18 protein-coding genes and 1 other RNA gene are annotated in these 22736 nt (G+C 27.6%); 6 read left to right on the plus strand and 13 right to left on the minus strand.

Annotated features, from left to right (window positions below):
* Positions 1–153: 153 nt before the first annotated feature.
* The 9 genes from mnmC to nadD are packed head-to-tail and all read right to left on the minus strand — an operon-like array spanning position 154 to position 10244.
* A complete protein-coding gene (gene mnmC / locus AVBRAN12637_RS03980; protein WP_336612491.1) occupies positions 154–1950 on the minus strand; it encodes a bifunctional tRNA (5-methylaminomethyl-2-thiouridine)(34)-methyltransferase MnmD/FAD-dependent 5-carboxymethylaminomethyl-2-thiouridine(34) oxidoreductase MnmC in 1797 nt (598 codons plus the stop codon).
* 9 nt (positions 1951–1959) lie between these two features.
* Positions 1960–3924: an N-acetylmuramoyl-L-alanine amidase family protein gene (locus tag AVBRAN12637_RS03985; RefSeq protein ID WP_336615355.1), complete on the minus strand. Its 1965-nt coding sequence runs from the start codon at positions 3922–3924 to the stop codon at positions 1960–1962.
* Positions 3917–5017, minus strand: coding sequence for a nitronate monooxygenase (locus AVBRAN12637_RS03990; protein WP_214117573.1), 1101 nt, complete (start codon positions 5015–5017; stop codon positions 3917–3919). Before AVBRAN12637_RS03990 ends, AVBRAN12637_RS03985 begins: the two co-directional genes overlap by 8 nt.
* Before the next feature lie 2 nt (positions 5018–5019).
* Positions 5020–6225, minus strand: a complete 1206-nt coding sequence (gene tyrS / locus AVBRAN12637_RS03995; RefSeq protein ID WP_267523029.1) for a tyrosine--tRNA ligase — start codon at positions 6223–6225, stop codon at positions 5020–5022.
* Between the two features lie 9 nt (positions 6226–6234).
* A complete protein-coding gene (locus tag AVBRAN12637_RS04000) occupies positions 6235–8406 on the minus strand; it encodes a RelA/SpoT family protein (RefSeq protein WP_214117575.1) in 2172 nt (723 codons plus the stop codon).
* 4 nt (positions 8407–8410) lie between these two features.
* A complete protein-coding gene (locus AVBRAN12637_RS04005) occupies positions 8411–8623 on the minus strand; it encodes a DNA-directed RNA polymerase subunit omega (protein WP_214117576.1) in 213 nt (70 codons plus the stop codon).
* Between the two features lie 14 nt (positions 8624–8637).
* Entirely contained in the window at positions 8638–9348 is a 711-nt protein-coding gene (gene pyrH / locus AVBRAN12637_RS04010; protein ID WP_250325143.1) for a UMP kinase, read from the minus strand.
* A 45-nt stretch (positions 9349–9393) separates the two neighbouring features.
* Entirely contained in the window at positions 9394–9708 is a 315-nt protein-coding gene (gene rsfS / locus AVBRAN12637_RS04015) for a ribosome silencing factor (protein WP_214117577.1), read from the minus strand.
* Entirely contained in the window at positions 9708–10244 is a 537-nt protein-coding gene (gene nadD, locus AVBRAN12637_RS04020; RefSeq protein WP_336612494.1) for a nicotinate (nicotinamide) nucleotide adenylyltransferase, read from the minus strand. Before nadD ends, rsfS begins: the two co-directional genes overlap by 1 nt.
* A 58-nt stretch (positions 10245–10302) precedes the next feature.
* Between nadD and gap the strand changes: the two genes are divergently transcribed.
* Genes gap through AVBRAN12637_RS04045 form a run of 5 tightly spaced genes read left to right on the plus strand, consistent with a single transcriptional unit; the run spans position 10303 to position 14228 of the window.
* The gene (gap, locus tag AVBRAN12637_RS04025; RefSeq protein WP_214117579.1) at positions 10303–11304 is read left to right on the plus strand and encodes a type I glyceraldehyde-3-phosphate dehydrogenase; all 1002 of its coding nucleotides are present in this window, start codon (positions 10303–10305) and stop codon (positions 11302–11304) included.
* A 1-nt stretch (position 11305) separates the two neighbouring features.
* Entirely contained in the window at positions 11306–12499 is a 1194-nt protein-coding gene (locus AVBRAN12637_RS04030; RefSeq protein ID WP_214117580.1) for a phosphoglycerate kinase, read from the plus strand.
* Positions 12499–13185, plus strand: coding sequence for a triose-phosphate isomerase (locus tag AVBRAN12637_RS04035; protein ID WP_214117581.1), 687 nt, complete (start codon positions 12499–12501; stop codon positions 13183–13185). The genes AVBRAN12637_RS04030 and AVBRAN12637_RS04035 overlap by 1 nt, the downstream gene beginning before the upstream one ends.
* A 1-nt stretch (position 13186) precedes the next feature.
* Complete coding sequence (locus tag AVBRAN12637_RS04040; RefSeq protein ID WP_336615356.1) at positions 13187–13858, plus strand: aspartate/glutamate racemase family protein; 672 nt, start codon at positions 13187–13189, stop codon at positions 13856–13858.
* Between the two features lies 1 nt (position 13859).
* Positions 13860–14228: a DUF1353 domain-containing protein gene (locus AVBRAN12637_RS04045; RefSeq protein ID WP_336615357.1), complete on the plus strand. Its 369-nt coding sequence runs from the start codon at positions 13860–13862 to the stop codon at positions 14226–14228.
* 189 nt (positions 14229–14417) lie between these two features.
* On the opposite strand, the gene ssrA is transcribed toward AVBRAN12637_RS04045, so the two are convergent.
* The 3 genes from ssrA to rho form a co-directional block, all read right to left on the minus strand.
* Positions 14418–14769, minus strand: a transfer-messenger RNA (tmRNA) gene (ssrA, locus tag AVBRAN12637_RS04050).
* 383 nt (positions 14770–15152) lie between these two features.
* Positions 15153–16895, minus strand: a complete 1743-nt coding sequence (gene dnaX, locus AVBRAN12637_RS04055; RefSeq protein WP_336615358.1) for a DNA polymerase III subunit gamma/tau — start codon at positions 16893–16895, stop codon at positions 15153–15155.
* Between the two features lies 1 nt (position 16896).
* A complete protein-coding gene (gene rho / locus AVBRAN12637_RS04060; RefSeq protein WP_214118675.1) occupies positions 16897–18216 on the minus strand; it encodes a transcription termination factor Rho in 1320 nt (439 codons plus the stop codon).
* Between the two features lie 87 nt (positions 18217–18303).
* On the opposite strand from rho, the gene AVBRAN12637_RS04065 reads away from it, so the two are divergent.
* Positions 18304–20643, plus strand: a complete 2340-nt coding sequence (locus tag AVBRAN12637_RS04065) for a heavy metal translocating P-type ATPase (RefSeq protein ID WP_336615359.1) — start codon at positions 18304–18306, stop codon at positions 20641–20643.
* Between the two features lie 13 nt (positions 20644–20656).
* Here the strand turns inward: AVBRAN12637_RS04065 and AVBRAN12637_RS04070 are convergent, their stop codons facing one another.
* A complete protein-coding gene (locus AVBRAN12637_RS04070; protein WP_239802625.1) occupies positions 20657–22660 on the minus strand; it encodes an ATP-dependent helicase in 2004 nt (667 codons plus the stop codon).
* Positions 22661–22736 lie beyond the last annotated feature (76 nt).

The following is a 22736-nucleotide window of genomic DNA, read 5'->3' on the forward strand; positions in this document are numbered from 1 at the left end:
TTTTTTCGCACTAGTTTTAAATAAAAAATATAATTAAGTTTGTGCTAAATCAATATATATTCTTAATACTAAAATATAAAAATTACGCTTTTTTAAAGAAATTAATATTGAATTGTTATTAGTTTTTGATAGCAAAATTAGGAATTTAAATTCCTAATCTTTAACCAAGCCTTTTTTTAAATCTCTTATTAAAAATCTAGCAGGATGAAGTGCGTATTCGTATCTTTTAAACATTCCACTAGGTGTGTTGTTAAAATAACTAGCAATTAATCTTGCAGATGTTATCGCACTAGATAAACCCCTTGAACCATGAGCTGTATTTATAAAAATCCTACTTCTTGGAGAATTTACTTGCGGTTTATGTTTATCAAATTGTAAAGATTTATAAAGATTTTTATATTTTTCTTCATTGAAATAAGCTCCAACAATAGGAAATCTATCTGAAGAATAACTTCTATAACCAACCCTATTACCTATTACCAAATCACTAAAATCAGCTTTAAAAATTTCTTTAAAATTATTTATATTAATATCATCATACTCTCTACTTGCTTCAGCAATTAAGTTTCTATCATAAGTAGCACCTAATAAAATAATCCCATCTTTTGCTCCAGTTATATAAGCTTTTGAGCTAATTGGGTGCTTATATTTAATTTTATTTTTTAGCCAAGTTGCCTGACCTCTTACTACTGATAATGGTAAATTACTAAAGATTTCTTTAGAATATGCACCACTAGCAAATATTACAGCATCAAAAATCATAGTCTTATTATCAAAATCAAGCTCAACTCTATCATAAAATTCTCTAAAACTATTTAGTTTATAATTTAAAAATATCCTAGTATTGGATTTTGCAAAAATTTTAGGAACTAATTTACAGGGTTCTAATGTCCCACCATCTTTTAAATATGCAAAATCAAAATGTAATTTAATTAATGGATTATCCTTTTGTAGTTTAAATCTTTCTCTTAATTCATCAGTATATGCGTGCTCTAATATCCCTTCTAAGTTATAGCCTAATTTTTTATAAAATTTTGAGCTATGCCAAAACGAAAACTGACTAAATTCTCCTAACAAACTTGATGGATTTTGAATTAATGCTGTTAATAACCCTATTTTATTTCCACTTCCTTCGTTTGCTAAAGTATGGCTTTGCTCAAATACACTAATAGTTTTACCTAACTTTGATAGTTCATAAGCTATTGTAGCGCCTGCAATACCACCACCAATAATTGCTATATTATTAACTTCTAAATAATTTTTATGAAAATATCCTTCTATATCATCTTGTAAATCTTTATGTTTTAATATAGCAAGAGTGCTTTCTCTTTTTATTCCCAAATTAATATCGTGTATTTCAAATCCTAATTCAATTAAAGATTTTTTAAAATCAGAATTTGAACTATAACTAACCAATTTACCAGTTAATTTTAATAGCTTTTTGACATATTTTAAAGTCTCTTTAGAAAACATTTCTTTATTTTTATTAGGAGAAAAACCATCAGCATATACAACATCAGCTAAAAAATCTAAATCTTTTAAAGCAATATTTACATCTTGAAATACTAAGTCAAGAACAACACCATCAAATTCTATTCTATAAATTCCATCTTTACAAGGTGGGTAATCATTAATAAAATTATTATTTAACTCTATACCAAATTTATTACAAAAATATCTTATATCATCAATACTTTGGTAATAATTTTCAATCGCTACATAATGGAGTTTTATGCCTAAATCAATAGCTCTTTTTGCACTTAAAAAGAAATTTAAACCCAATCCAAAACCAAGTTCTAAAATAGTTAATTTATTAAATGCGTTACTAAAAGCATTATCTATATAAATTCCATTTCTTTCTTTTAAAGGTTCTTTTATGTTGTAATAAAAATCATCAAAATCTAAAGAAAAAATCTCATCATTTTTTAAAATCCAATTCGCCTTTTTCATAAAACTTCCTTATTTATTTTTAACAAAATAACTCTCAATTCCATTTACAATACCATTTACCAAATAATCCTGATAAGCACTATCTGCGATATTTTTACCTTCAATAGGATGTGATATATAGCCAACTTCAATCAAAACAGCAGGCATTAAAGCACCAACTAAAACCCAAAAAGGAGCTTCTTTTACGCCACCATCTCGCTTTAAATATCCCTTAGGTATATTATTTAAAATACCACCTTGTATATCAATAGCTAACTTATTAGATGAAATAATTTTTTCTCTATTTAAAAAATTCAAAAAAGTTTGTTTAGAAAAATAATTCATCTCTTCAATATCACTTTTATTTTCTATTGCAGCTGCGTTTTTACTTCTTTCGCTTCTAGCTGGAGAGAGAAAATATGTCTCAATTCCATATATTTTATCAAATTTTGTCTTATCCCCGATAGAATTTGCGTGAATACTTATAAATAAATCACTTTTTTTATCATTTGCCATTTTAGTTCTATCTCTTAGATTTATATAAACATCTTTTTTTCTTGTTAAAAATACTTTATACCCTTTGCTTTTTAGAGCTTTTTCTAATTTTAGAACTATTGATAGAGTAATGTTTTTCTCATATCTGCCAAAAGCAGTTGCACCTACATCTTTTCCACCATGACCTGCGTCTAAAGTAATTAATAAATTTGATTTTTTAAATCCAACTTCAACTTTTTCACTAATCTCATCAGTGCTTACTTCTAAAGAATTATTATTTATATTAAAAAATATTTTTTTAGTATTCTTAGAGTATAAAACCACTCTTACCTTTTTAGGATTAAATTGTAAAACACTAATAGAGTATGTTTTAAAATCATAATTTTTCCTACCACCATTTAAAACTGCGTCAAATTCTAAAATTTGATTGTTGTTATAGCTAAAAGTTTTAATATCATCATTTGATAAAGAGTTGTTTAAAGTCAATAAAACCCCATTATCTTTTTTAACGGCTTTTGTAATTGTTATAGGTTTTTTGCTTTTATCATTTGCAATATTATTTGCAGCATTATCATTACTATCTAGCTTCGTATTTATATTACTTTCTTGTTTGTTTTTATCGTTAGTAGTAGCGTTTTTTGCATTATTATTTACTTTAGTATTATTATCTAATTCTTTTTTATCTTCAACTAAAGATTTTTTTATTTGAGTAGTATTTTCTTGCTTATTTTGCTCTTGCAAATTACCATCTATAGTAATGAGTAAAACATTATTATCAATCTTATAATCTAATTTCAAATCAGATTTTGACCTTAAGACAAATCTTACTTTTTCCGGATTGAATTGAACTAAACTTACTTCATAATTTTTATCTATGAAATTTTGTTTTCCTATATCTAAAGCAGCATTAAATTCCAATATTTTATTTTTTAATTCTTTTGTATTATAGATAATACTTTTTATATTATTATCAAATTCTCCTTTTAATGATATTTCTATTGTGTTATTTGCCTTATTAATTTTAGTTATATAAGTTTTTTTTACTTCTTCTTGTTTTGTTTCTGGCTTATTTTGACTATTTATATTTTTAGAATTTAAAGTATTTGTTGTAGTTTTAGTATTTTGTGTTTTGGTATTTTGAGTATTAATTGATTTTTGCTCTTTAGCTATATCTTTAGTCTTTTTTGCATCAGTATTATTTATGTTATTAAATGAAATCTTATTAGGATTAATGCCTAAATCTTGTAATTCTTTTTGATATGTAGATGAATCAAGTTTTAATGTTTTTGAACTTAAAATAATTCTTTTTAAAACTTCTTTTTTGGTATCAATATCATCAGAAATTATACTTTTAATATATATAGTTTTTAATCTCTGATGAATTGCTAATTGTTCTGTTTTGCTAGATAATAAAAAACTCTTATCAAAATTAACAAATTCTTCATTTAAACTACTAGCAAACAAAACAACGCTTAGTAATAATAGTAAGATTTTATTCATCTTCACCATTAACTAATTTTTCAATCAACTCTTTAACACTAATTAACTTATTTAATCTATATCCATTAGCACCTGTAAAAAATAATCCACTTTCCTTTTTTCCACTATAAGCATCATAAAGTCTTTCGGCAATACAATATCCTACCTTTTTAGCGCCCCTACCACGCTCACATGGTGCAACACAATTTGCTATACAAGAAATTTTAGGAGCAGTGCCTTCTTCTATCATTTTTTGAAGGTTTGTTCTAATACCACGAGCAGGATAGCCAACAGGACTTTTTAGCAATTCTATATCTTCTTTTTTAGCATCTAATAATACTTGTTTAAATTCAAGTGCAGCATCACATTCATAAGTTCCTATAAATCTTGTTCCCATTTGAACCCCATTTGCACCTAAACTAATAGCATTTAAAATGTCATTTTTATTCCAAATTCCACCAGCTGCAATTAAAGGAATATTATCTCCCCATTCATTAAGTTCAGCTCTTACTTCAGGAATTAATTTTTCTAATTGGTAATTTGGGTCTATACATTGCTCGTATGTAAATCCTTGATGACCACCACTTAAAGGCCCTTCAAGAACAACTGCATCAGGCAATCTATCGTATCTTTGAGTCCATCTTTTACAAATTATTTTAAGAGCTTTTGCTGATGATACAATAGGAATTAATGCAACATCAGGAAAGTCTTTAGTAAATTCTGGCAAATTTGTAGGTAATCCTGCACCACTAATAATTGCATTAAAACCGACATTGCAAGCGTCTTTTACTATTCTTTCATATTCGTTTGACGCGTGCATTATATTACAGCCTAATGGTGAGTCGTTGCAGATTTTTCTAGCATTAGTAATTACAGCATTAAGTCCTTTTGTAGAATAAAAATTCTCACTTCCATAAGGTTTGCCATTTAGTTCTTTGTTAATATGTGCTCTATTTTCATAAAACCCAGTTCCAACCGAACTAATAATACCTAAAGCTCCATTTAAACTAACATTACCAGCTAATTTATCCCAACTTATTCCAAGTCCCATACCTCCTTGAAATACCGGCACTTTTAATGTAAAATTTCTTATTTTTAATTCTGGTAAGCTCATTATTATCCTTTTATTATTACTTTTGCAAATTTTCTTTTTCCAACTTGAATTATAAATTCACCATTGCTTAATTTTAGTTGTTCATCGCTAATTTTTTCTCCATTAACACTTACAGAATTAGCTTTTATAGCTCTTCTTGCTTCACTGCCTGAACTTGCTAAATTAGTATCTTGCATTAGTTTTACAATCCATTGTTCTTCATTAAAATTAAACTCCGCAATATCACTTGGAATTTCATTTTTACTATGAATATTATCAAACTCATTTTTCGCATTAATTGCTAAATCTTTACCCCAAAATCTCTCAACTATTTCTAAAGCTAAATTTTCTTTAGCAACCTTTGGATGTAGAGTATTGTTTTTAATATTGTCAAAAATATCATTAATTTCTTTTGTGGTTTTAAAGCTTAAAAGATTGTAATATTCTTTCATTAATTCATCACTTATACTAAGTAATTTTGCATACATAGAATTTGGTTCTTCACTAACTCCGATATAATTACCCAAACTCTTACTCATTTTATTAACACCATCAAGACCTACTAAAAGTGGTAACATTATAATACCTTGTTCTTTACCTGTATTATAAGTTCTTTGTAATGTTCTACCCATTAATAAATTAAATTTTTGGTCAGTTCCACCCATTTCAATATCACATTTTAACGCAACGCTATCATAACCTTGTAAAAGTGGATATAAAAATTCGCTAATTGATATAGGGCTTTGTTCTTTAAATCTTTTCGTAAAATCATCTCTCTCAAGCATTCTAGCTACACTAAAAGTTGATGTAAGTTCAACTATGCCAACTGCTCCTAAAGCATTAAGCCAAGTTGAATTAAATTTTAATTCAGTTTTTTCTTTATCTAAAATTTTAAAAACTTGCTCTTCATAAGTTTTTGCATTTTTTAAAACTTCTTCCTTGCTTAATTGTTTTCTAGTAGCACTTTTGCCTGTTGGATCACCTATTTGAGCAGTGAAATCTCCTATTAGGAATTGAACTATAGCACCATGATTTTGTAAAAATCTCATTTTGTTTAAAATAACACTATGACCTAAATGTAAATCAGGTGCAGTTGGGTCAAATCCAGCTTTTACATAAAATACTTCGCCCTTTTCATAGTAATTTTTAATCAAATTCTTAATTTTTTCTAAATCAATAAATTCTGATACACCGCGTTCTAAATCATTATAAATTTCATTCAAATTCATCTTTATCCTTTATTCACTATAAGCGTCTTTTAATGATATAAACTCATAGATTTTACATTTTGTTTTGATTTTTTCTTTTGCTATTTCTATATTTTGATTATCAGGTACTTCAAAAACTATTTCAAAATACTCCAATAAACTATCAGCATTTTTTGTAATATTAATACTATTAACATTGATTTGTAGTTTTAGTAATTCTGTTAATAATGCTAATAATGTGCCTTTTTTATTCTCTAAAGAAAAAATCATTTTATAATTTTTAGGAGCATGCTTAGACCATTTAATTAGCACCATTTCTTCTTTAGAATCTTCCATTAATTTACTTGCTCTTTCACATAATTTATTATGAATTGTAACAGAATGATTATGTTTAAAAGCAACTATATCATCACCTCTTTTTGGGTTACAACAATAATCAAAATCCACATTATTTATTTTGTAGTTTGAATATACAACAAGATTTTCTATTCTTTGTTTTTTTAAATCATAATTTTTAACTAGCCAAATTCTTTTTGAATATTTTTTAAGACTATCTATAACCTTACTTAAAGTAATATTATCTGTAGTGCATTTTTTAACATTTTTTGATAATTTTTCATTTGCAATCCAAGTATTTATTTTGTCTTCATCAGCGCTAAAAATAGTTTGCAAAATTCTTAACCCAGCTTTTTGGTCTATACTTGAAATTCTTTGTTTACAATGTGATTTAATCATAGCTTTAGCTCTAGCAGTAACCACACTATCAAGCCAAGAACATCTTGGTTTTGCGTTATCATCTATCTCAATTCTTACAATATCCCCATTTTTAAGACTTGTAAGCAATGGAGATTTTACTCTGTTTATATAAGCGTGACTTGCTTTAAGACCAATTTGTGAATGAACTTCAAAAGCAAAATCAAGAGCAGTCGAACCTCTAGGTAATGTAAAAATCTCTCCTTTTGGAGAATAAACCGCAATATCTTCAACATATAAACTATCTTTTGCGTATTCATAAAATGCTAAATCATTGTCTTTTTCTTCTAAAGAACTATTGGTTGCTATATCATTTACCCAATCAGCTTTATAGTCTTCTTTATCATTTTTATATTTCCAATGTGCTGCAATTCCAAGTTCTGCAGTTTCGTGCATTTTATATGTTCTAATTTGTGCTTCTATTATTGATTGCGCGTCAAATAAAGTAGTATGGATTGTTTGGTAACCATTTTGCTTAGGTAAGGCAATATAGTCTTTAAATCTTGAAGCAAGTGGATTAAAATGCACATGTAAAAGCCCCAAAACTATATAACAATCTTTAACATCTTTTACTAAAATTCTAATCCCCAATAAATCAAGCACTTCTTCAATACTAACGCCTTTTCTTTGCATTTTTAAAAAAATAGAATATACATGTTTTATTCTTTTTTCTATTTTAAAATCTACATCTTCAATATATCCATTATCACGCATTAAATTAATTATTTTTTCAATAAAATCATTTAATGTTAATTGTAATTGCACATTATTTGCCTTTAAATAATCTGCTATTTCTTTAAATTCTACTGGCATTAGATATTTAAAGCTCAAATCTTCTAAGTAATTTTTAATACTAGAAATTCCTAACCTATGTGCAATTGGTGCATATACCATTAGAGTTTCTTCAGCTATTCTTTTTTGTTTTGCTTCTCTTAACGCATCAAGAGTTAGCATATTATGCAATCTATCACATAATTTAACAAGCAATACCCTACTATCTTCAATGCTAACCATTAACATATTTCTAAAAGTCATTGCTGATTTTCTAAGTTTTTCGTTTGATTCTGAACTAGCTAAATTATCTCCCCTAATCTCAACTATTTTAGTCATACCTTCAACTAAAATACCCACAGAATGTCCGAACATTTTTACAAGTTCTTCCTGAGTGCATTCGGTATCTTCTACAACATCGTGCAAAAGTGCTGCTAAAATCATACTTTCATCTTTTGAAAAGAAAGCTACAAAACACGCAACTAAAATAGGATGAATAGAATAAGGTTCTCCACTTTTTCTAAATTGTCCTTCATGTGATTTTATACAAAAATCTAAAGCTTTTTCAAGCATAGGAGTGCTTGAAAAAAGTGAATACAATAATTCCCGTGCTTTATTTAAATCATTACAATGCTTAATGTCTTCCAATAATGTTTCAAAACTTAGAATATTTTTCATTTTTTTATTCGTTTATTACACCATCAAATATAATTTTTTCTTCAGCAACTTCTAACATTGCTATATCAGTAAATTTCATTTTTCCTTTTTCAACTTTTACTAAAGGTTCAGCACCATCACTTAATTCTCTAGCTCTTTTAGCTACTATTAAAGATAGAATATATCTATCATTTCCTACTTTTTCTAATGCTTTTGCTGCTACTTGTTCAGTTCTCATTTTATTCCTTTTAATTAATTTTTTACGATTGAGCAATTGCTAAAATCATCTTTAATAATTTTTAAAATATTACCTTCTTCAAACATATTGCAAACTACTATTGGTAATTTATTATCCTTAGCAAGTGCTATTGCTGTATCGTCCATTACCTTAATATCATCGCCCATAGCAAGTTCGTAACTTAATTCATTATATCTTTTTGCATCTTCAAATTTCATAGGGTCTTTATCATATACACCATTAACTTTTGTTGCTTTAATAATCATTTCAGCATTAATTTCAATAGCTCTTAAAACTGCTGCAGTATCAGTAGTAAAAAATGGATTACCTGTTCCTGCTGCAAAAATTACAACTCTACCTTTTTCTAAATGTCTTTGCGCTCTTCTCATAATATAAGTTTCGCAAAAAGCTTCCATTTGAATAGCACTCTGAACTCTTACACTAATTCCACAACCTTCTAACGCTTCTTGCATAGCAATCGAGTTTATCACGGTAGATAACATTCCCATATGATCGCCACTAACACGCTTAATTATCCCATCTTTAGCAGCACTAACTCCACGAATAATATTACCACCACCAATAACAATTCCTACTTGAGTTCCAGCATCTACTAATTGTTTAATTTGTCCTGCAATAAACTTTAAAATATGAGTATCTATTCCAAAGCCTTGCTTTCCAGCCAAAGCTTCACCTGAAAACTTAATTAAAATTCTTTTAGCCATAATGATTTCTCCTTAATTGATAAACGCGATACTACAAAAAAATTTTTAACGCTTAAACTCAAGTAAGAATTTTTCAATCTGATATCTATCTCTATAAGCAGGGCTCATTAAATGAATTAAACAATCTCCTAAATCAAGAACACTCCAATCATCAGTGCATTCTTCATAATAAACTTTACTATTATGTTTTTTTAACAATTCTTTAATATCTTCAATTATTGCAAAAGATTGTTTAGTAGAAATCATAGTTGCAATAATTACTTCATCTACAAAATATTCACTTCCTTTAATATTAATCAACTCAACATTCTCTGCTTTTTTTTCATCTAAAAGCTTAATAATATCTTCATTTCTATTCATTACTTTCCTTTATAAAATTCTTTTACTTCATCTTTAATTTTAGGATTTACTTTTTCCAAAATCAAATTATTTCTTATAAAACTTGAAGAAATATCTTCATTTATTTCAAGTCTTAAATAATTATCTGGTATAAAAATATTATCCCTACTAGCTATAACAAAAATGACATTTTTAGATAATTCATCAAAATTATGCCATTTATGTAAAGTTTTTAAATGATCAGCCCCTATTATAAAATAAATTAAGCTAGAATTTAGTAAATTTTTAAAATACATAACACTCTTAAAACTAGGAACTGGCTCATTTTGAGATATTTCATAATCACTTATTAATAATTTATCACTTTCAACAAATACACTCTTTAGCCATTTTAATCTAAGTTCTGGACTAGCATTAAAATTATTTTTAAATAAACTAATATATGTTGGCAATATTATTAATTTATCAATATCTAATGTATCTAAAGCTGCTTTTACTACTTTTTCATGACCTAAATGAACTGGGTCAAAACTACCACCAAAAATTGCTATTTTCAAAATCTCTTAACCTTTTTTTATTAGTATTATCTCAAATTTTTTAAATAAAGGGTTAAAAATGGGAGTAAATGTAGCGATTAATGGATTTGGTAGGATTGGTAGATGTCTTAGTAGAATAATTCTTAATGAAAACAAAATGAATTTAGTAGCAATAAATTGCTCGTGGGATATGAAAAGTATTAAATACCTTCTAAAATACGATAGTGTTCATGGGAATTTCAATCAAGAAATTGACAATGATGGAGAAGATATTTTAATAGTAGGAAATAAAAGAATTCAAATAATTAGAAGTAGAGAAATTGAAAATATTGATTTTGCTAAATATGGAGCTAGTTTAGTTTTTGAATGCACGGGAGCATTTTTAACACAAGAAAAAACTAAAGCATATTTAGATAATGGTATTAAACAAGTAATTATGTCAGCACCACCAAAAGATAATACACCTATGTTTGTAATGGATGTAAATCACACTAAATATAATGGCGAAGCTATTATTTCAAATGCAAGCTGCACAACAAACTGCCTTGCACCAATGGCAAAAGTTTTAGATGAAAATTTCGGTATTAAAAAAGCTTTAATGAATACAATTCACGCATATACAGCAACTCAAGAACTATGTGATACAAAATGCCCTAAAGACATTAGAAGGGGTCGCGCAGCAGCACTAAATCTAGTCCCATCAAGCACAGGTGCAGCAAAATCAATAGGTAAAGTTATACCTAACCTTTTAGGTAAAGTTGATGGTCAAAGTGTTAGAACTAGCTTAGCAAATGTATCAATGCTTGATTTAACTTTATTGTTAGATAAAAAAACTACAAAAGATGAAATAAATGAAACTTTTATAAAAGCAAGTAAAACAATGAATGAAATTCTAGCAATTGATTACGATTGCTGCGTTTCAAGTGATTTTTGCACTAGCACTTATGGATGTATATTTGTCCCTGATTTAACTCAAATAATTGATGAAGATTTTGTAAAAGTTCTAGCTTGGTATGATAATGAATACGGATATTCATATCAATTAAATAGATTAGCTCAATATATTAGCAAGGAGAAATAATATGCCTTTAATTTCCATAAAAGATGTAGATTTAGTAAATAAATGTGTTTTTATTAGATGTGATTTTAATGTCCCACAAGATGAATTTGGAAACATTAGTGATGATAGAAGAATAAAATCTGCAATTCCAACTATTAAATATTGCCTTGACAATGATGCTAGAGTGATTCTTGCAAGTCATTTGGGTAGACCAAAAGAAATAAGTGATAAATATTCTTTAAAGCCAGTTGCAAAAAGATTATCAAAACTTCTTGGAACTGAAGTTATAATGGCAAACGATATAATCGGAGAAGACGCTCAAAACAAAGCTAAAAACTTAAAAAAAGGTGAAATTTTACTACTAGAGAATTTAAGATTTATAAAAGGTGAAACAAAAAACGATGAAGATTTGGCTAAGAATTTAGCTTCAATGTGTGATGTGTATTGTAATGATGCTTTTGGAGTTTGCCATAGAGCACATTCAAGTGTAGAAGCAATTACTAGATTTGCAAAAGAAATTTGCGCTGGGTTTTTATTACAAAAAGAATTTAATTTCGCACAAGATTTATTAAAATCTCCTGCTAGACCTTTTGTTGCTGTTGTTGGTGGTAGTAAAGTTAGTGGAAAATTACAAGCTTTACACAATCTACTTCCTAAAGTTGATAAGATAATAATTGGTGGCGGAATGGCTTTTACTTTCCTTAAAGCAAACGGATTAAATATAGGAAATTCAATTGTAGAAGAAGAACTAATTGAAGATGCTAAACAAATTATGCAAACTGCAAAAGAACTAGGCGTTAAGTTATATTTACCTGTTGATGTTCTTGCTGCACAAAGCTTTTCAAATGATAGTGTAGTAAAGAAAGTAAGCGTTCAAGAAATACCAAATGGTTGGATGGGGCTTGATATTGGACCTGCTAGCTCAATTTTATTTAAAGAAATTTTAAGTGACGCTCAAACTATATGGTGGAATGGACCTATGGGGGTATTTGAGTTTGATAAATTCTCAAAAGGTAGCTTTAAAATGAGCCATTATATAAGCGATTCTTATGCTACTAGCGTTGCTGGTGGTGGAGACACTGCTGATGTTATTAATCGTGCAGGAGATGCTGATGATTTTAGTTTTATCTCTACTGGCGGTGGTGCTAGTTTAGAACTAATTGAAGGTAAAGAATTACCTGCTATTAAACCACTTATATTAAAGGAAGAATATTAATGATAATTGCCGCAAATTTTAAATGTAATCATACTAGAAAAGGTTTTGCTGAATACGCTAAAAAACTTAATGCTTATTTAAGATTTAGTGATTTTACTAATCTTGAAGTAATTGTAGCTCCAAGTGCAACTTCATTTATTGATAGTGAATTTAGTTTCATTCAAGCTGCCCAAAATATATATCCAACTCATAGTGGAGCTTTTACTGGAGAAATTGGACTAGATCATTTGCTAGAATTTGGAATTAAAACAATTATTTTAGGACATTGTGAAAGAAGAAATTTAGGCGAAACAGATGAATTTCTGGCAAAAAAATTTGAATTTTGCGCTGAAAATGATTTAAAAATTATTTATTGCATAGGAGAAGATTACTCTACTTACGAACAAAATAAAAGCATAGATTTTTTAAACAAACAACTAAATAAAATAGATTTACAATATGATAAATTAATATTAGCTTATGAGCCAATTTATAGTATTGGTAAAAGTGCTGCAAAATTAGAAGATATTGAAAATATTATGAGCTTTTTACGCTCAAAAACTAAGCAAAGTATTTTATATGGTGGTAGTGTAAATTCTAGCAATATCGCTGATATTAAAAGACTTTGCGATGGAGTTTTGGTAGGTGGAGCTAGTCTTAATGTAGATGGTTTTATAGACTTAATCAATGCCGCAATAAGAGGTTAATATGATAGGCCTAATCGGTGGGATGAGCTATGCTAGTACAATAACTTATTATAAATTAATAAATGAATTTAGCCAAGCTCATCACAATTCTTTATCTCGTGCAAAGATTTTAATATCAAGCGTAGATTTTGATGAGATTGAAGAACTTCAACATAATAACGAATGGCAAAAAGCAGGAGAATTATTAAATAAAGAAGCAAAAAGATTAGAAAAGGCTGGAGCAAACATAATTGCACTTTGTACAAATACTATGCATAAAATTGCAAATGATTTGCAAAAAGATTTAAAAGCTAGATTTATTCATATAGCCCATTCAAGCCTTAAAGAATTAAATCATAATAATATAAAAAATATTTTATTACTAGGCACTAAATACACTATGCAAGAAGACTTTTATAAAAAAGAGTTAAAAGGAATAAATGTAATTACCACAAATAATAGTGATATAAATACTATTAATGATATTATTTTCAATGAACTTTGCTTTAATGTTATCAAACAAAATAGTAAAGAAACTTTCATAAATATTATAAATAAACATAATATTGAAGGAATTTTATTAGCTTGCACTGAAATTGCACTATTAATTAACGAAAATGATTTTAAAAATATAAAAGTCTTTGATACAACATATATTCATGCAAAAGATATATTTTTGCAGTCTTTAGAGTAAAATGACAAGAGTTATAGTAAAACCAATAGATAAAAATAAATTTGAATTAGCTTTTGAATATAAATATGAAAGCAAAAATCAAACCATCATAATACCAAAGGGATTTGTTACAAATGGAGCAAATATACCTAGAATATTTTGGAGTTTCTTTCCACCAAATTCTCCAGAATACTTATCAGCAGTAGTAATTCATGATTTTTTATGTCTTCAAGCTAAAAAAAGTAAACAATACCAAGACGCTGTTTTAGCTGATGAAATTTTTAAAGAAGCTCTTAGAACTTTGCAAGTGGCAAATTACAAAATTAAAATATTTTATTTTTCTTGTAAAATATATCATTTATATAAAAAATACTTAGGATTTTATAGGTAATAATATTTGTTAAACTAAACATTATTAAACCATTTTAATACTTTATATTTTTATAATTTACATTTAAACCCAATAATCATTTGATATCTAAAACTATTTATATTCTTTTAAAGCTTTAACATTAAAAAAGTTAAATTATTTAAAGTACTTGTTTGATTTTAACAAAAAAAAGATGATAAAAAATAAGAATGGTGGAGCTGTGGAGATTTGAACTCCAGTCCAAAACTAGCTCAAAACCAGCGTCTACATGCTTAGTAGGCTGCTTTATTTCATTTTTGCCAAGTGCAGCTTACGACTTTAGCAAAAACTAAGGCTTTTATTTTATTTAAAGTCTAGCCAAAACTTTAAACTAGCTTGAATGATGACCCGCTAATGCTATTACAAGCTTTAAGCATCGCAGGGCTCAACTGAACTTACGCAGCGTAAGCGTAAGCAGGAGCTAATTCTTTTTTGTTTGCGTTTAATTTTAATTTAGCGTTTAACGTAGCAACACGGCATGCAGCTAATCCCTTACTAATCCTGTCGAAACCTAGTCAGCCCCAAGAAAAGTAAAGTCGTGATTATATCAAATTAACATTATTTTTCAAGGTCTATTTTCACTTAAAGGCCCTAAAGCATTCGTAATTAAATCTAATTTTTTCCTAATTTCTAATTGTTCTTTACTTAACTTTAAATGCTCTATTTCTAAATTTATATTTTTTTCTTCAATATTTTCAGGCTCTATTACAAATTTAGATAATTCTAATTCACCTAAATGCCTAGATATATTAAAATCTTGCTCTTTATTAAACTCATTAGCCTTATTTTCTAAATCAATACTACTTTGAAAATCTGGCTCTATTACAAATTTAGATAATTCTAATTCACCTAAATGCCTAGATATATTAAAATCTTGCTCTTTATTAAACTCATTAGGTTTAGTTTCTAATGAAGTTTTTTTTTATCTAGCTCTGCGTTGATTATTTTTGCATTTTTAGTTTTAAAAAACGTACTACATTTAGCTAAAACATTTTTAATATTATCTCTTAAAATAGCCTTTTCTTTCTCATTATAAGGCGGCATTACATGTAATTCTAAAGTATCATTTTCTATTTTAATTTTTACTAATGATTCAAATAAAATATTTTGAAGTTCAGGTTCGTATTGCTCTAAAATATCATCTGGTATTTCATAAATATTATCTTCATCTTCAAAAGCCATATTAGAATCTAAAAAATCATCGCTTTGATACTCAGGATATTTAATCTCTTCTTCATAAGTATTGTAATTATTTTGAAATTCCTGTTTTAAATTCTTACTTGAATTATTTTCAAAATTAGTATTATTTATTTTAGGATAATTACTTTCTTCTTTTATTGCTTCATTTTTTACATTTTGTTTCGTTAAATCGCTAATTAAAACTAATTTTGCATCATTAAAGATACTAGCAAATACATTCTTTACAACGCTTGTGTAATATTGTTTAAAATACTGCTTATCTTCTTCGTTTTTAGGGTTGATTTTAATACAAAATTCACTACCATCAAAACTCACAAAAGAAGCACATTCTTTAAATATTTCTCCTAATTTATAATCTCTTTTAGCAATCATAGTTACAAAATTTAAGTAATCTTGCTCGTTTTTATTTATATTTTCTACTTTTAAATCTTCATCTATACTTTTTAATTTTGTAGCGTCTTTTAGCATAAATGCTAAAATGTATAAAATAAATTCATCATCATCGCTAATCTTTGTCATATTTTTAGCCTTTGCTAAAATATGAAAAAATCTATCGTATAAAATTAAAGAAAAATTTGGATTTTTATTAGCAAAACTATCTTTTAAAAAAGAACTCATCTCATCAATTACTACACTTGCTTCATAAGATTTAGCAAGTTCTAAAAATCTAAAAATACCATTATCATTTGAGCTTAAAACATCAGCAAAAAATTGCTTTATAATATTTGGCTCTATTAAACCTAGCATTAAAGCTATGCTTTCTTTATTAAGTTTTCTTTGAGAATAAATTATGCCTTGCTCTAATAAAGTAAGACTATCTCTTAAAGACCCGCCACCGCTTCTAGCAATAAGAGTTAAAGCTTCTTTTTCATAAGGAATTTGCTCATTTGCTAATATAAATTCCATTCTACTTACAATATCTTGTAAAGGAATTTTTTTAAATCTAAAATGTAAAACCCTGCTTAAAATAGTAGCTGGTAATTTATGCACATCGGTTGTTGCTAAAATAAATTTAACATGACTAGGTGGTTCTTCAAGTGTTTTTAAAAGCGCATTAAAGGCTTCACGAGTAAGCATATGCACTTCATCAATTATAAAAATCTTAAATCTTGAATGAAGTGGTGCATATTTTGTATTTTCTATTAAATCTTGAATACTATCAATACCACGATTACTAGCCGCATCAAGCTCATAAATATCTATTCCATCATTACTAACGCAACTAGCACACATTCCGCAAGGTTTTGAGCTAATCCCACGCTCACAATTTAGTGCTTTTGCTAATATCCTAGCAGAGCTAGTCTTTCCACTCCCGCGAAGACCAGAAAAAAGATAAGCATTAGCTATGTTTTTACTATCTAGTGCATATTTTAAACTCTTACTAACAGCACTTTGCCCTACTAAATCATCGTAATTTTTTGGACGATATTTAAGTGATAAATTTTGCATATTATTCATTTAATCCTGACAATAATTCTTCATTATTTTGAGTTTTTAGCATTTTTGCATATAAAAATTTAAGCGCTTCTACATCTTCCATAGAATTCATAGCTGAACGAATTGCCCAAATCTTAGGTAAGTTAATTGGCCCTTGCAATAATTCTTCTTTTCTCGTTCCACTCTTTGTAATATTTATAGCTGGATATATTCTTCTATCTGAAATATTTCTATCAAGAACGATTTCACTATTTCCTGTTCCTTTAAATTCTTCAAAAATCACATCATCCATTCTTGAACCCGTATCAATTAAAGCAGTTGCAACTATTGTTAAGCTTCCACCATGCTCAATATTTCTAGCAGCTCCAAAAAATCTTTTTGGCTTATGAAGTGCATTTGCATCAACACCACCACTTAAAACCTTACCACTACTAGGAGTTGCAGTATTATAAGCACGAGCAAGTCTTGTGATGCTATCGAGTAAGATTATTACATCTTTACCCATTTCTACTAAACGCTTAGCTTTTTCAATCACAAGTTCAGCCACACGCACATGATTTAATGCAGGTTGATCAAATGTAGAGCTAAAAACTTCACCTTTTACACATCTTTGCATATCAGTTACTTCTTCAGGTCGCTCATCAATTAAAAGCACTATTAGTTGGCTTTCAGGATGATTTTTAGCAATTGCAGTTGCTAATTCTTTCATTAATTCAGTTTTTCCTGTTCTAGGTGGTGCTACTATTAATCCACGCTGACCTTTTCCAATAGGTGTGAATAAATCAAGCACCCTACCCGTTAGCTTTAAAGGATCGTATTCAAGTTGTAATTTTTCTGTTGGAAAAATTGGAGTTAAGTTATCAAATAAAGCTCTTTTTTTAGCTTCTGCTAAAGGCAAATAATTAATCGCTTCAATTTTCAAAAGTGCATAATATTTTTCTTGTTCTCTTGGCTCTCTTACTTGACCTGTTACGATATCGCCCACTCTTAAAGCAAATTTTTTAATCTGTGAATTACTAACATAAGCATCGTTTGCACTATCACTTAAATTCGCATCCATAGCTCTTAAAAAGCCGTAACCTTCTTGGTTAATCTCTAAAATACCTGTAAAGAGTATAAAGCCACCTTTTTTTGTTTGAGCTTTTAATATTTCAAACATAAGCTCTTGTCTTCTAAATTCCATCGGATTTTCAACACCAGCTTCGTTTGCGATTTCTATTAGTTTTTCAAGAGTTAGTAGTTTTAATTCTTCTATTTTATATCCATCTACTGGAATATGCTTTTTTTGATTTTTTTTATCTTGCTTTTGTTCTGTTTGTATATCTTTATCCATTGATTTCCTTATTTGTAAAAAACGAAGTATTAAAAATTATTTTATAAATTAAAAATAAAATTGTCAATAAAATTAAAGGAAATTATCTTGAAGTGCTCTCATTGTAAAATAGATTTTGATAAAAATAGTATGATTTTTCAAGGCAATAACGCATTTTGCTGTAATGGTTGTAAAAATGTTTTTAATCTCATAAACGAAAATAATTTAGAAGATTTTTATAAAAATGCTTCAAATTTATCTAAAATTAATGAGCAAATTTCTTATGATGAGAACTCTTTTTTCATAGAAAAAGAAAATAATTATGAAAAAATTTTAATTTTAATAGATAATTTACATTGCGCAGCTTGTGTATGGCTTATTGAAAAAATGCTGCTTAAAAATGAAGGTGTATTAGAAATTAATATAAATTATCAAACAAAAAGAGCAAGTATAGAATATAATCCTAATAAAACTAAAGCAAAAGATATATTAAATATAATAATATCTCTAGGCTATATCCCACTAGCTTACAATCCAAATACAACAATGAAAGCTAAAAGAACTCATATTGAGTTTTATTCAAAACTAATTGTAGCAATTGCTTGTGTTATGAATATTATGTGGCTTAGTATCGCAAGATATGCTGGGTATTTTTCTAGTATGGAGCAAAGCGTTCAAGATATTATTAATTTTGCTGAATTTGTTTTATGCACTCCTGTGCTTTTTTATAGTGCTTCATCTATGTTTAAGAGCGCAATTTCTGCTTTAAAAAATAAGATTTTAAATATGGATTGTTTAGTTACTTTTGGGGCTAGTTTGGTTTATATTTATAGTATTTATGCTATGTTTGCAAGACTTTCTTATGTGTATTTTGATAGCGTAGCTATGATAATTTGCTTTGTTTTTATAGGTAGATTTTTAGAACAATTATCATATAAACAAGCTTTAGAAAATATTGATTTTTTAAGTGATTTATTAAACGCTAGTGTAAATATTGTTAAAAATGACAAAATAGAAAAAATAAGCGTTACTAAAATAAAAAAAGATGATGTAATTAGAGTATTTTTAGGAGATAAAATCTTAATAGATGGCACTTGTAAAAGCTTACAAGCTAGATTAAATCTAAGTGCTATTACAGGTGAGAGCGAATTAGTTGATATTAAGCAAGGAGATTTTATAAAAAGCGCTAGTGTGGTTGAATGTGCTAGTTTTGATTACATAGCAAATTGCACTTTTCAAGATAGCTATATTAATAAACTTGCAAAATTACTAAATAAAACTAAAAAATCAAACCTAGAAAAACTAACTGATAAAATTGGTGTTTATTTTTGTTATGCGATTTTTAGCATTGCGTTTTTGTGCTTTTTATATAATATGAGCGATATTCAAGAAGCAATTATTAGAAGCGTTAGTTTATTAATTATTGCTTGTCCTTGCGCTCTTGCACTTAGCGCTCCTGTTGGAAATCTTTTATGCTTACACGAAGCTTTAAAGCTTAAAGTATTATTTAAAAACTCAAATTATATTGAAAATCTTAGTAAAATTGACATAGCTGTATTTGATAAAACTGGGGTTTTAACAAAATCAAAATTAGAATTATTAAGCCAAATAAATCTAAATGATTATGAAAAAAGCATTTTAAAAGCAATTTTAGATAAAAATAATCACTTCATAGCAAGTTCGCTAAATGAATATATAAAAGATACTAAACCTAGTTTAAAAGACTTTAAGCTCACGCAATTAAGCGGCTTAGGAGTGATTGCAGAATTTGAAAATGATAAATACTATCTAGGCTCTGCAAAATTATTAAATAATCACAACATTAAAGCAAATTCTAAAAACGAAACTGAAATGTTTTTTGCTAAAAATGATGAGATTTTAGAGCATTTTGTATTTTCTAATCAATTAAATGATGATGCTTTAGAGCTAATAAATTATTTTAAAAAGCAAAATATAAAAGTAATAATGCTATCAGGAGATAAGCAAAAGCCTTGCGAAAAAATAGCAAAAGAACTACAAATTGATGATTTATACAGTGAATGCTTGCCCGAAGATAAGCTTAAAATAATTCAAAATCTTAGTAAAAATAATAAAGTCTTAATGGTAGGTGATGGCATAAATGACGCACTAGCTTTAAAATTAGCATTAGTATCAATTAGCTTTAAAAACGCTACTAATTTAGCCCTTAATTCAAGTGATATAATTATGCTTGATAATAAATTAATAGGCATTAAAAACTCTCATTTATTAGCAAAAAGAACTTATAGACTAATAAAAACAAACCTAGCATTAAGCTTTTTATACAATATAATTAGCATTCCACTAGCTTTTATGGGGCTTATAAATCCATTAATTGCTAGCATTTTTATGTCGCTTAGCTCAATTTGTGTGATACTTAATTCTATAAGAATTAAAAATTATGCTAAAAAAATAAAGAATTTAAAATAAGATTTAAATTCTTTTAATTTTTCTTACCTTCATCAATAAAAATTGAGCGTATTGCATCTGTTTTATCATCTTCTTTTTGCCTTTTAGCCCAGCTCATAATAAGCTCATCTTTTGCTCTTGTAAGTGCTACATAAAATAATCTTCGCTCTTCATCAATGCCCCCAGCACTTTTGCTAAGCTTTAGATTTGGAAACCTACCTTGCGCTAAGTCAATCAAATAAACAATTTCAAATTCTAAACCTTTACTAGCATGAACGGTTAAAAGCTGAACTCCTTTAGTATTTTCATAATCAATATTTAAAATAGTTTTTTCATAAAATTCTTTAAAAGTATTATAGTTTTTCGCATCGTCTAAAATATATTTACAATTATTTTTAATATTTTCTAGCTTTTGCTCTTTTATCTCATTGACTATTTTTGCACCTTTAAAAGAACGCTTAGCTGCAAGATTATTGATAATCAAGCTAAAAATCTTAGATGAATAAGCATTATTTAATAAAACGCTAGGATTATCAATATTTTCATTTTCTTTTAAGAATTTATAAAGCTCTTCAAGAAAGGTTACATTGTCAAATTTTAATTCTTTTAACAATAAAACAGGATTATTTTTAAACTCTGTTGCTAAAAAGCTAAACTCACTTTGCTTAGCTTGATTTTGAGTGCTTGCAAACAGACCAAAAGCTTCATCACTTTTAGCTAAAAAATCGTAATTATCTTTTTTAATAGGTCTTAAAATACCTTCTAATAAAGAGCCATTTCCTAATTCTAAAAATGCTTTATAAATAATATTTACCTTAGCATTTCCAACACCTTTACTCTCTAATAAAATTCCTAAAAAGCTTAAAATATCACTATTTTTATTAGTTAAATTAGCTAGATTTATAAGAGTATTTATTTCTTTTAATTCATAAAAACTACTGCCACCTTTTCTAGCTATTTTAATGCCCTTTTGCTTTAGGCTTCTTTCCATTAAATCACCACTTGAATTATTGCGATAAATCACTGCAATATCAGCTCTATTATTTGCTTCAAGTTTGCTTAAAATATCATTGGCAATGAATTCATATTGTTCGTTGGCTAGATTAAAACTATGTAATTTAATAGGTTTTGTAGCTTCTTTTCTAGTTACGATTAGCTCTTTTGGATATAGCCTTTCGTTTTTTGTAATAACCCTATTTGCAAATTCTAAAATATTACTAACGCTTCTATAATTTTTATTGAGTGAATAAATTTTAGCATTTTTATATCTGTCTTTAAAACTTCCTATTATTTCTATATTTGCCCCATTAAATGCATAAATGCTTTGGTCATAATCTCCTACACAAAAAAGAGATTTTTTAGGGATTGCGTCTAAAATCGCACTTTGAAGATTATTTGTATCTTGATATTCATCTACTAAAACTTCATAAAAAGGCTCATTTTTATAATCATTTGTGAAAAAATCCTTAGCATTTAGCAATAAATCATCAAAATCATAATAATTATGAGCTTTTTTTTGCTCTTCGTATTCGCTTAAAACTTTGCAATAAAAATTAATATTATCGCCTTGCTCTTCATAATTAGCCTTTAAATATCCACGAAAATCATCAACTAAATTAGTATTATTAAACCTTGAATAAATATCGGCTAAATATGAATAATCAAACAAATCATCTTTATTAGGAGAATATTTTTCGTAAATACTTTTTAACAAGGCTCTTAATTCACTATTTCGCTTAAGCTGAATATTTTTATGCTTTTTAAGATATTCAAGACTAATTGCGTGAAATGTCCCACTTACAATGCCTTTTATCTTGCTTGAGCCGAGTTTTTTTTCAAGTCTTGCTATCATTTCACGAGCGGCTTTGTTTGTAAATGTAAGTAGCATAATGCTATTTGCTTTAGCACCATCATTTAATAATTTTTCTATCCTTGCAACTATTGTGCTTGTCTTTCCTGTTCCTGCACTTGCTATTATTAAATTACTACCTAAACTAGTATTAACCGCCGCAAATTGTTCATCATTTAATCTATTCAAAACATCTCCACAAATTAAATTAAAAGCCAAAAAGTCTAGCAAAATAACCTAAAAATAAGCAAAAATTAATAAAATG

The organism is Campylobacter sp. RM12637, assembly GCF_020137645.1.
Classification (GTDB): domain Bacteria; phylum Campylobacterota; class Campylobacteria; order Campylobacterales; family Campylobacteraceae; genus Campylobacter_E.

Coding starts and splice junctions, on each gene's coding strand:
- rho (WP_214118675.1), bottom strand. CDS start 18,216: ATGGATAAAGATATACAAACAGAACAAAAGCAAGATAAAAAAAATCAA.
- AVBRAN12637_RS04035 (WP_214117581.1), top strand. CDS start 12,499: ATGATAATTGCCGCAAATTTTAAATGTAATCATACTAGAAAAGGTTTT.
- dnaX (WP_336615358.1), bottom strand. CDS start 16,895: ATGCAAAATTTATCACTTAAATATCGTCCAAAAAATTACGATGATTTA.
- pyrH (WP_250325143.1), bottom strand. CDS start 9,348: ATGGCTAAAAGAATTTTAATTAAGTTTTCAGGTGAAGCTTTGGCTGGA.
- tyrS (WP_267523029.1), bottom strand. CDS start 6,225: ATGAATTTGAATGAAATTTATAATGATTTAGAACGCGGTGTATCAGAA.
- AVBRAN12637_RS03990 (WP_214117573.1), bottom strand. CDS start 5,017: ATGAGCTTACCAGAATTAAAAATAAGAAATTTTACATTAAAAGTGCCG.
- AVBRAN12637_RS04045 (WP_336615357.1), top strand. CDS start 13,860: ATGACAAGAGTTATAGTAAAACCAATAGATAAAAATAAATTTGAATTA.
- rsfS (WP_214117577.1), bottom strand. CDS start 9,708: ATGAATAGAAATGAAGATATTATTAAGCTTTTAGATGAAAAAAAAGCA.
- AVBRAN12637_RS04005 (WP_214117576.1), bottom strand. CDS start 8,623: ATGAGAACTGAACAAGTAGCAGCAAAAGCATTAGAAAAAGTAGGAAAT.
- AVBRAN12637_RS04030 (WP_214117580.1), top strand. CDS start 11,306: ATGCCTTTAATTTCCATAAAAGATGTAGATTTAGTAAATAAATGTGTT.
- AVBRAN12637_RS03985 (WP_336615355.1), bottom strand. CDS start 3,924: ATGAATAAAATCTTACTATTATTACTAAGCGTTGTTTTGTTTGCTAGT.
- AVBRAN12637_RS04040 (WP_336615356.1), top strand. CDS start 13,187: ATGATAGGCCTAATCGGTGGGATGAGCTATGCTAGTACAATAACTTAT.
- gap (WP_214117579.1), top strand. CDS start 10,303: ATGGGAGTAAATGTAGCGATTAATGGATTTGGTAGGATTGGTAGATGT.
- AVBRAN12637_RS04000 (WP_214117575.1), bottom strand. CDS start 8,406: ATGAAAAATATTCTAAGTTTTGAAACATTATTGGAAGACATTAAGCAT.
- mnmC (WP_336612491.1), bottom strand. CDS start 1,950: ATGAAAAAGGCGAATTGGATTTTAAAAAATGATGAGATTTTTTCTTTA.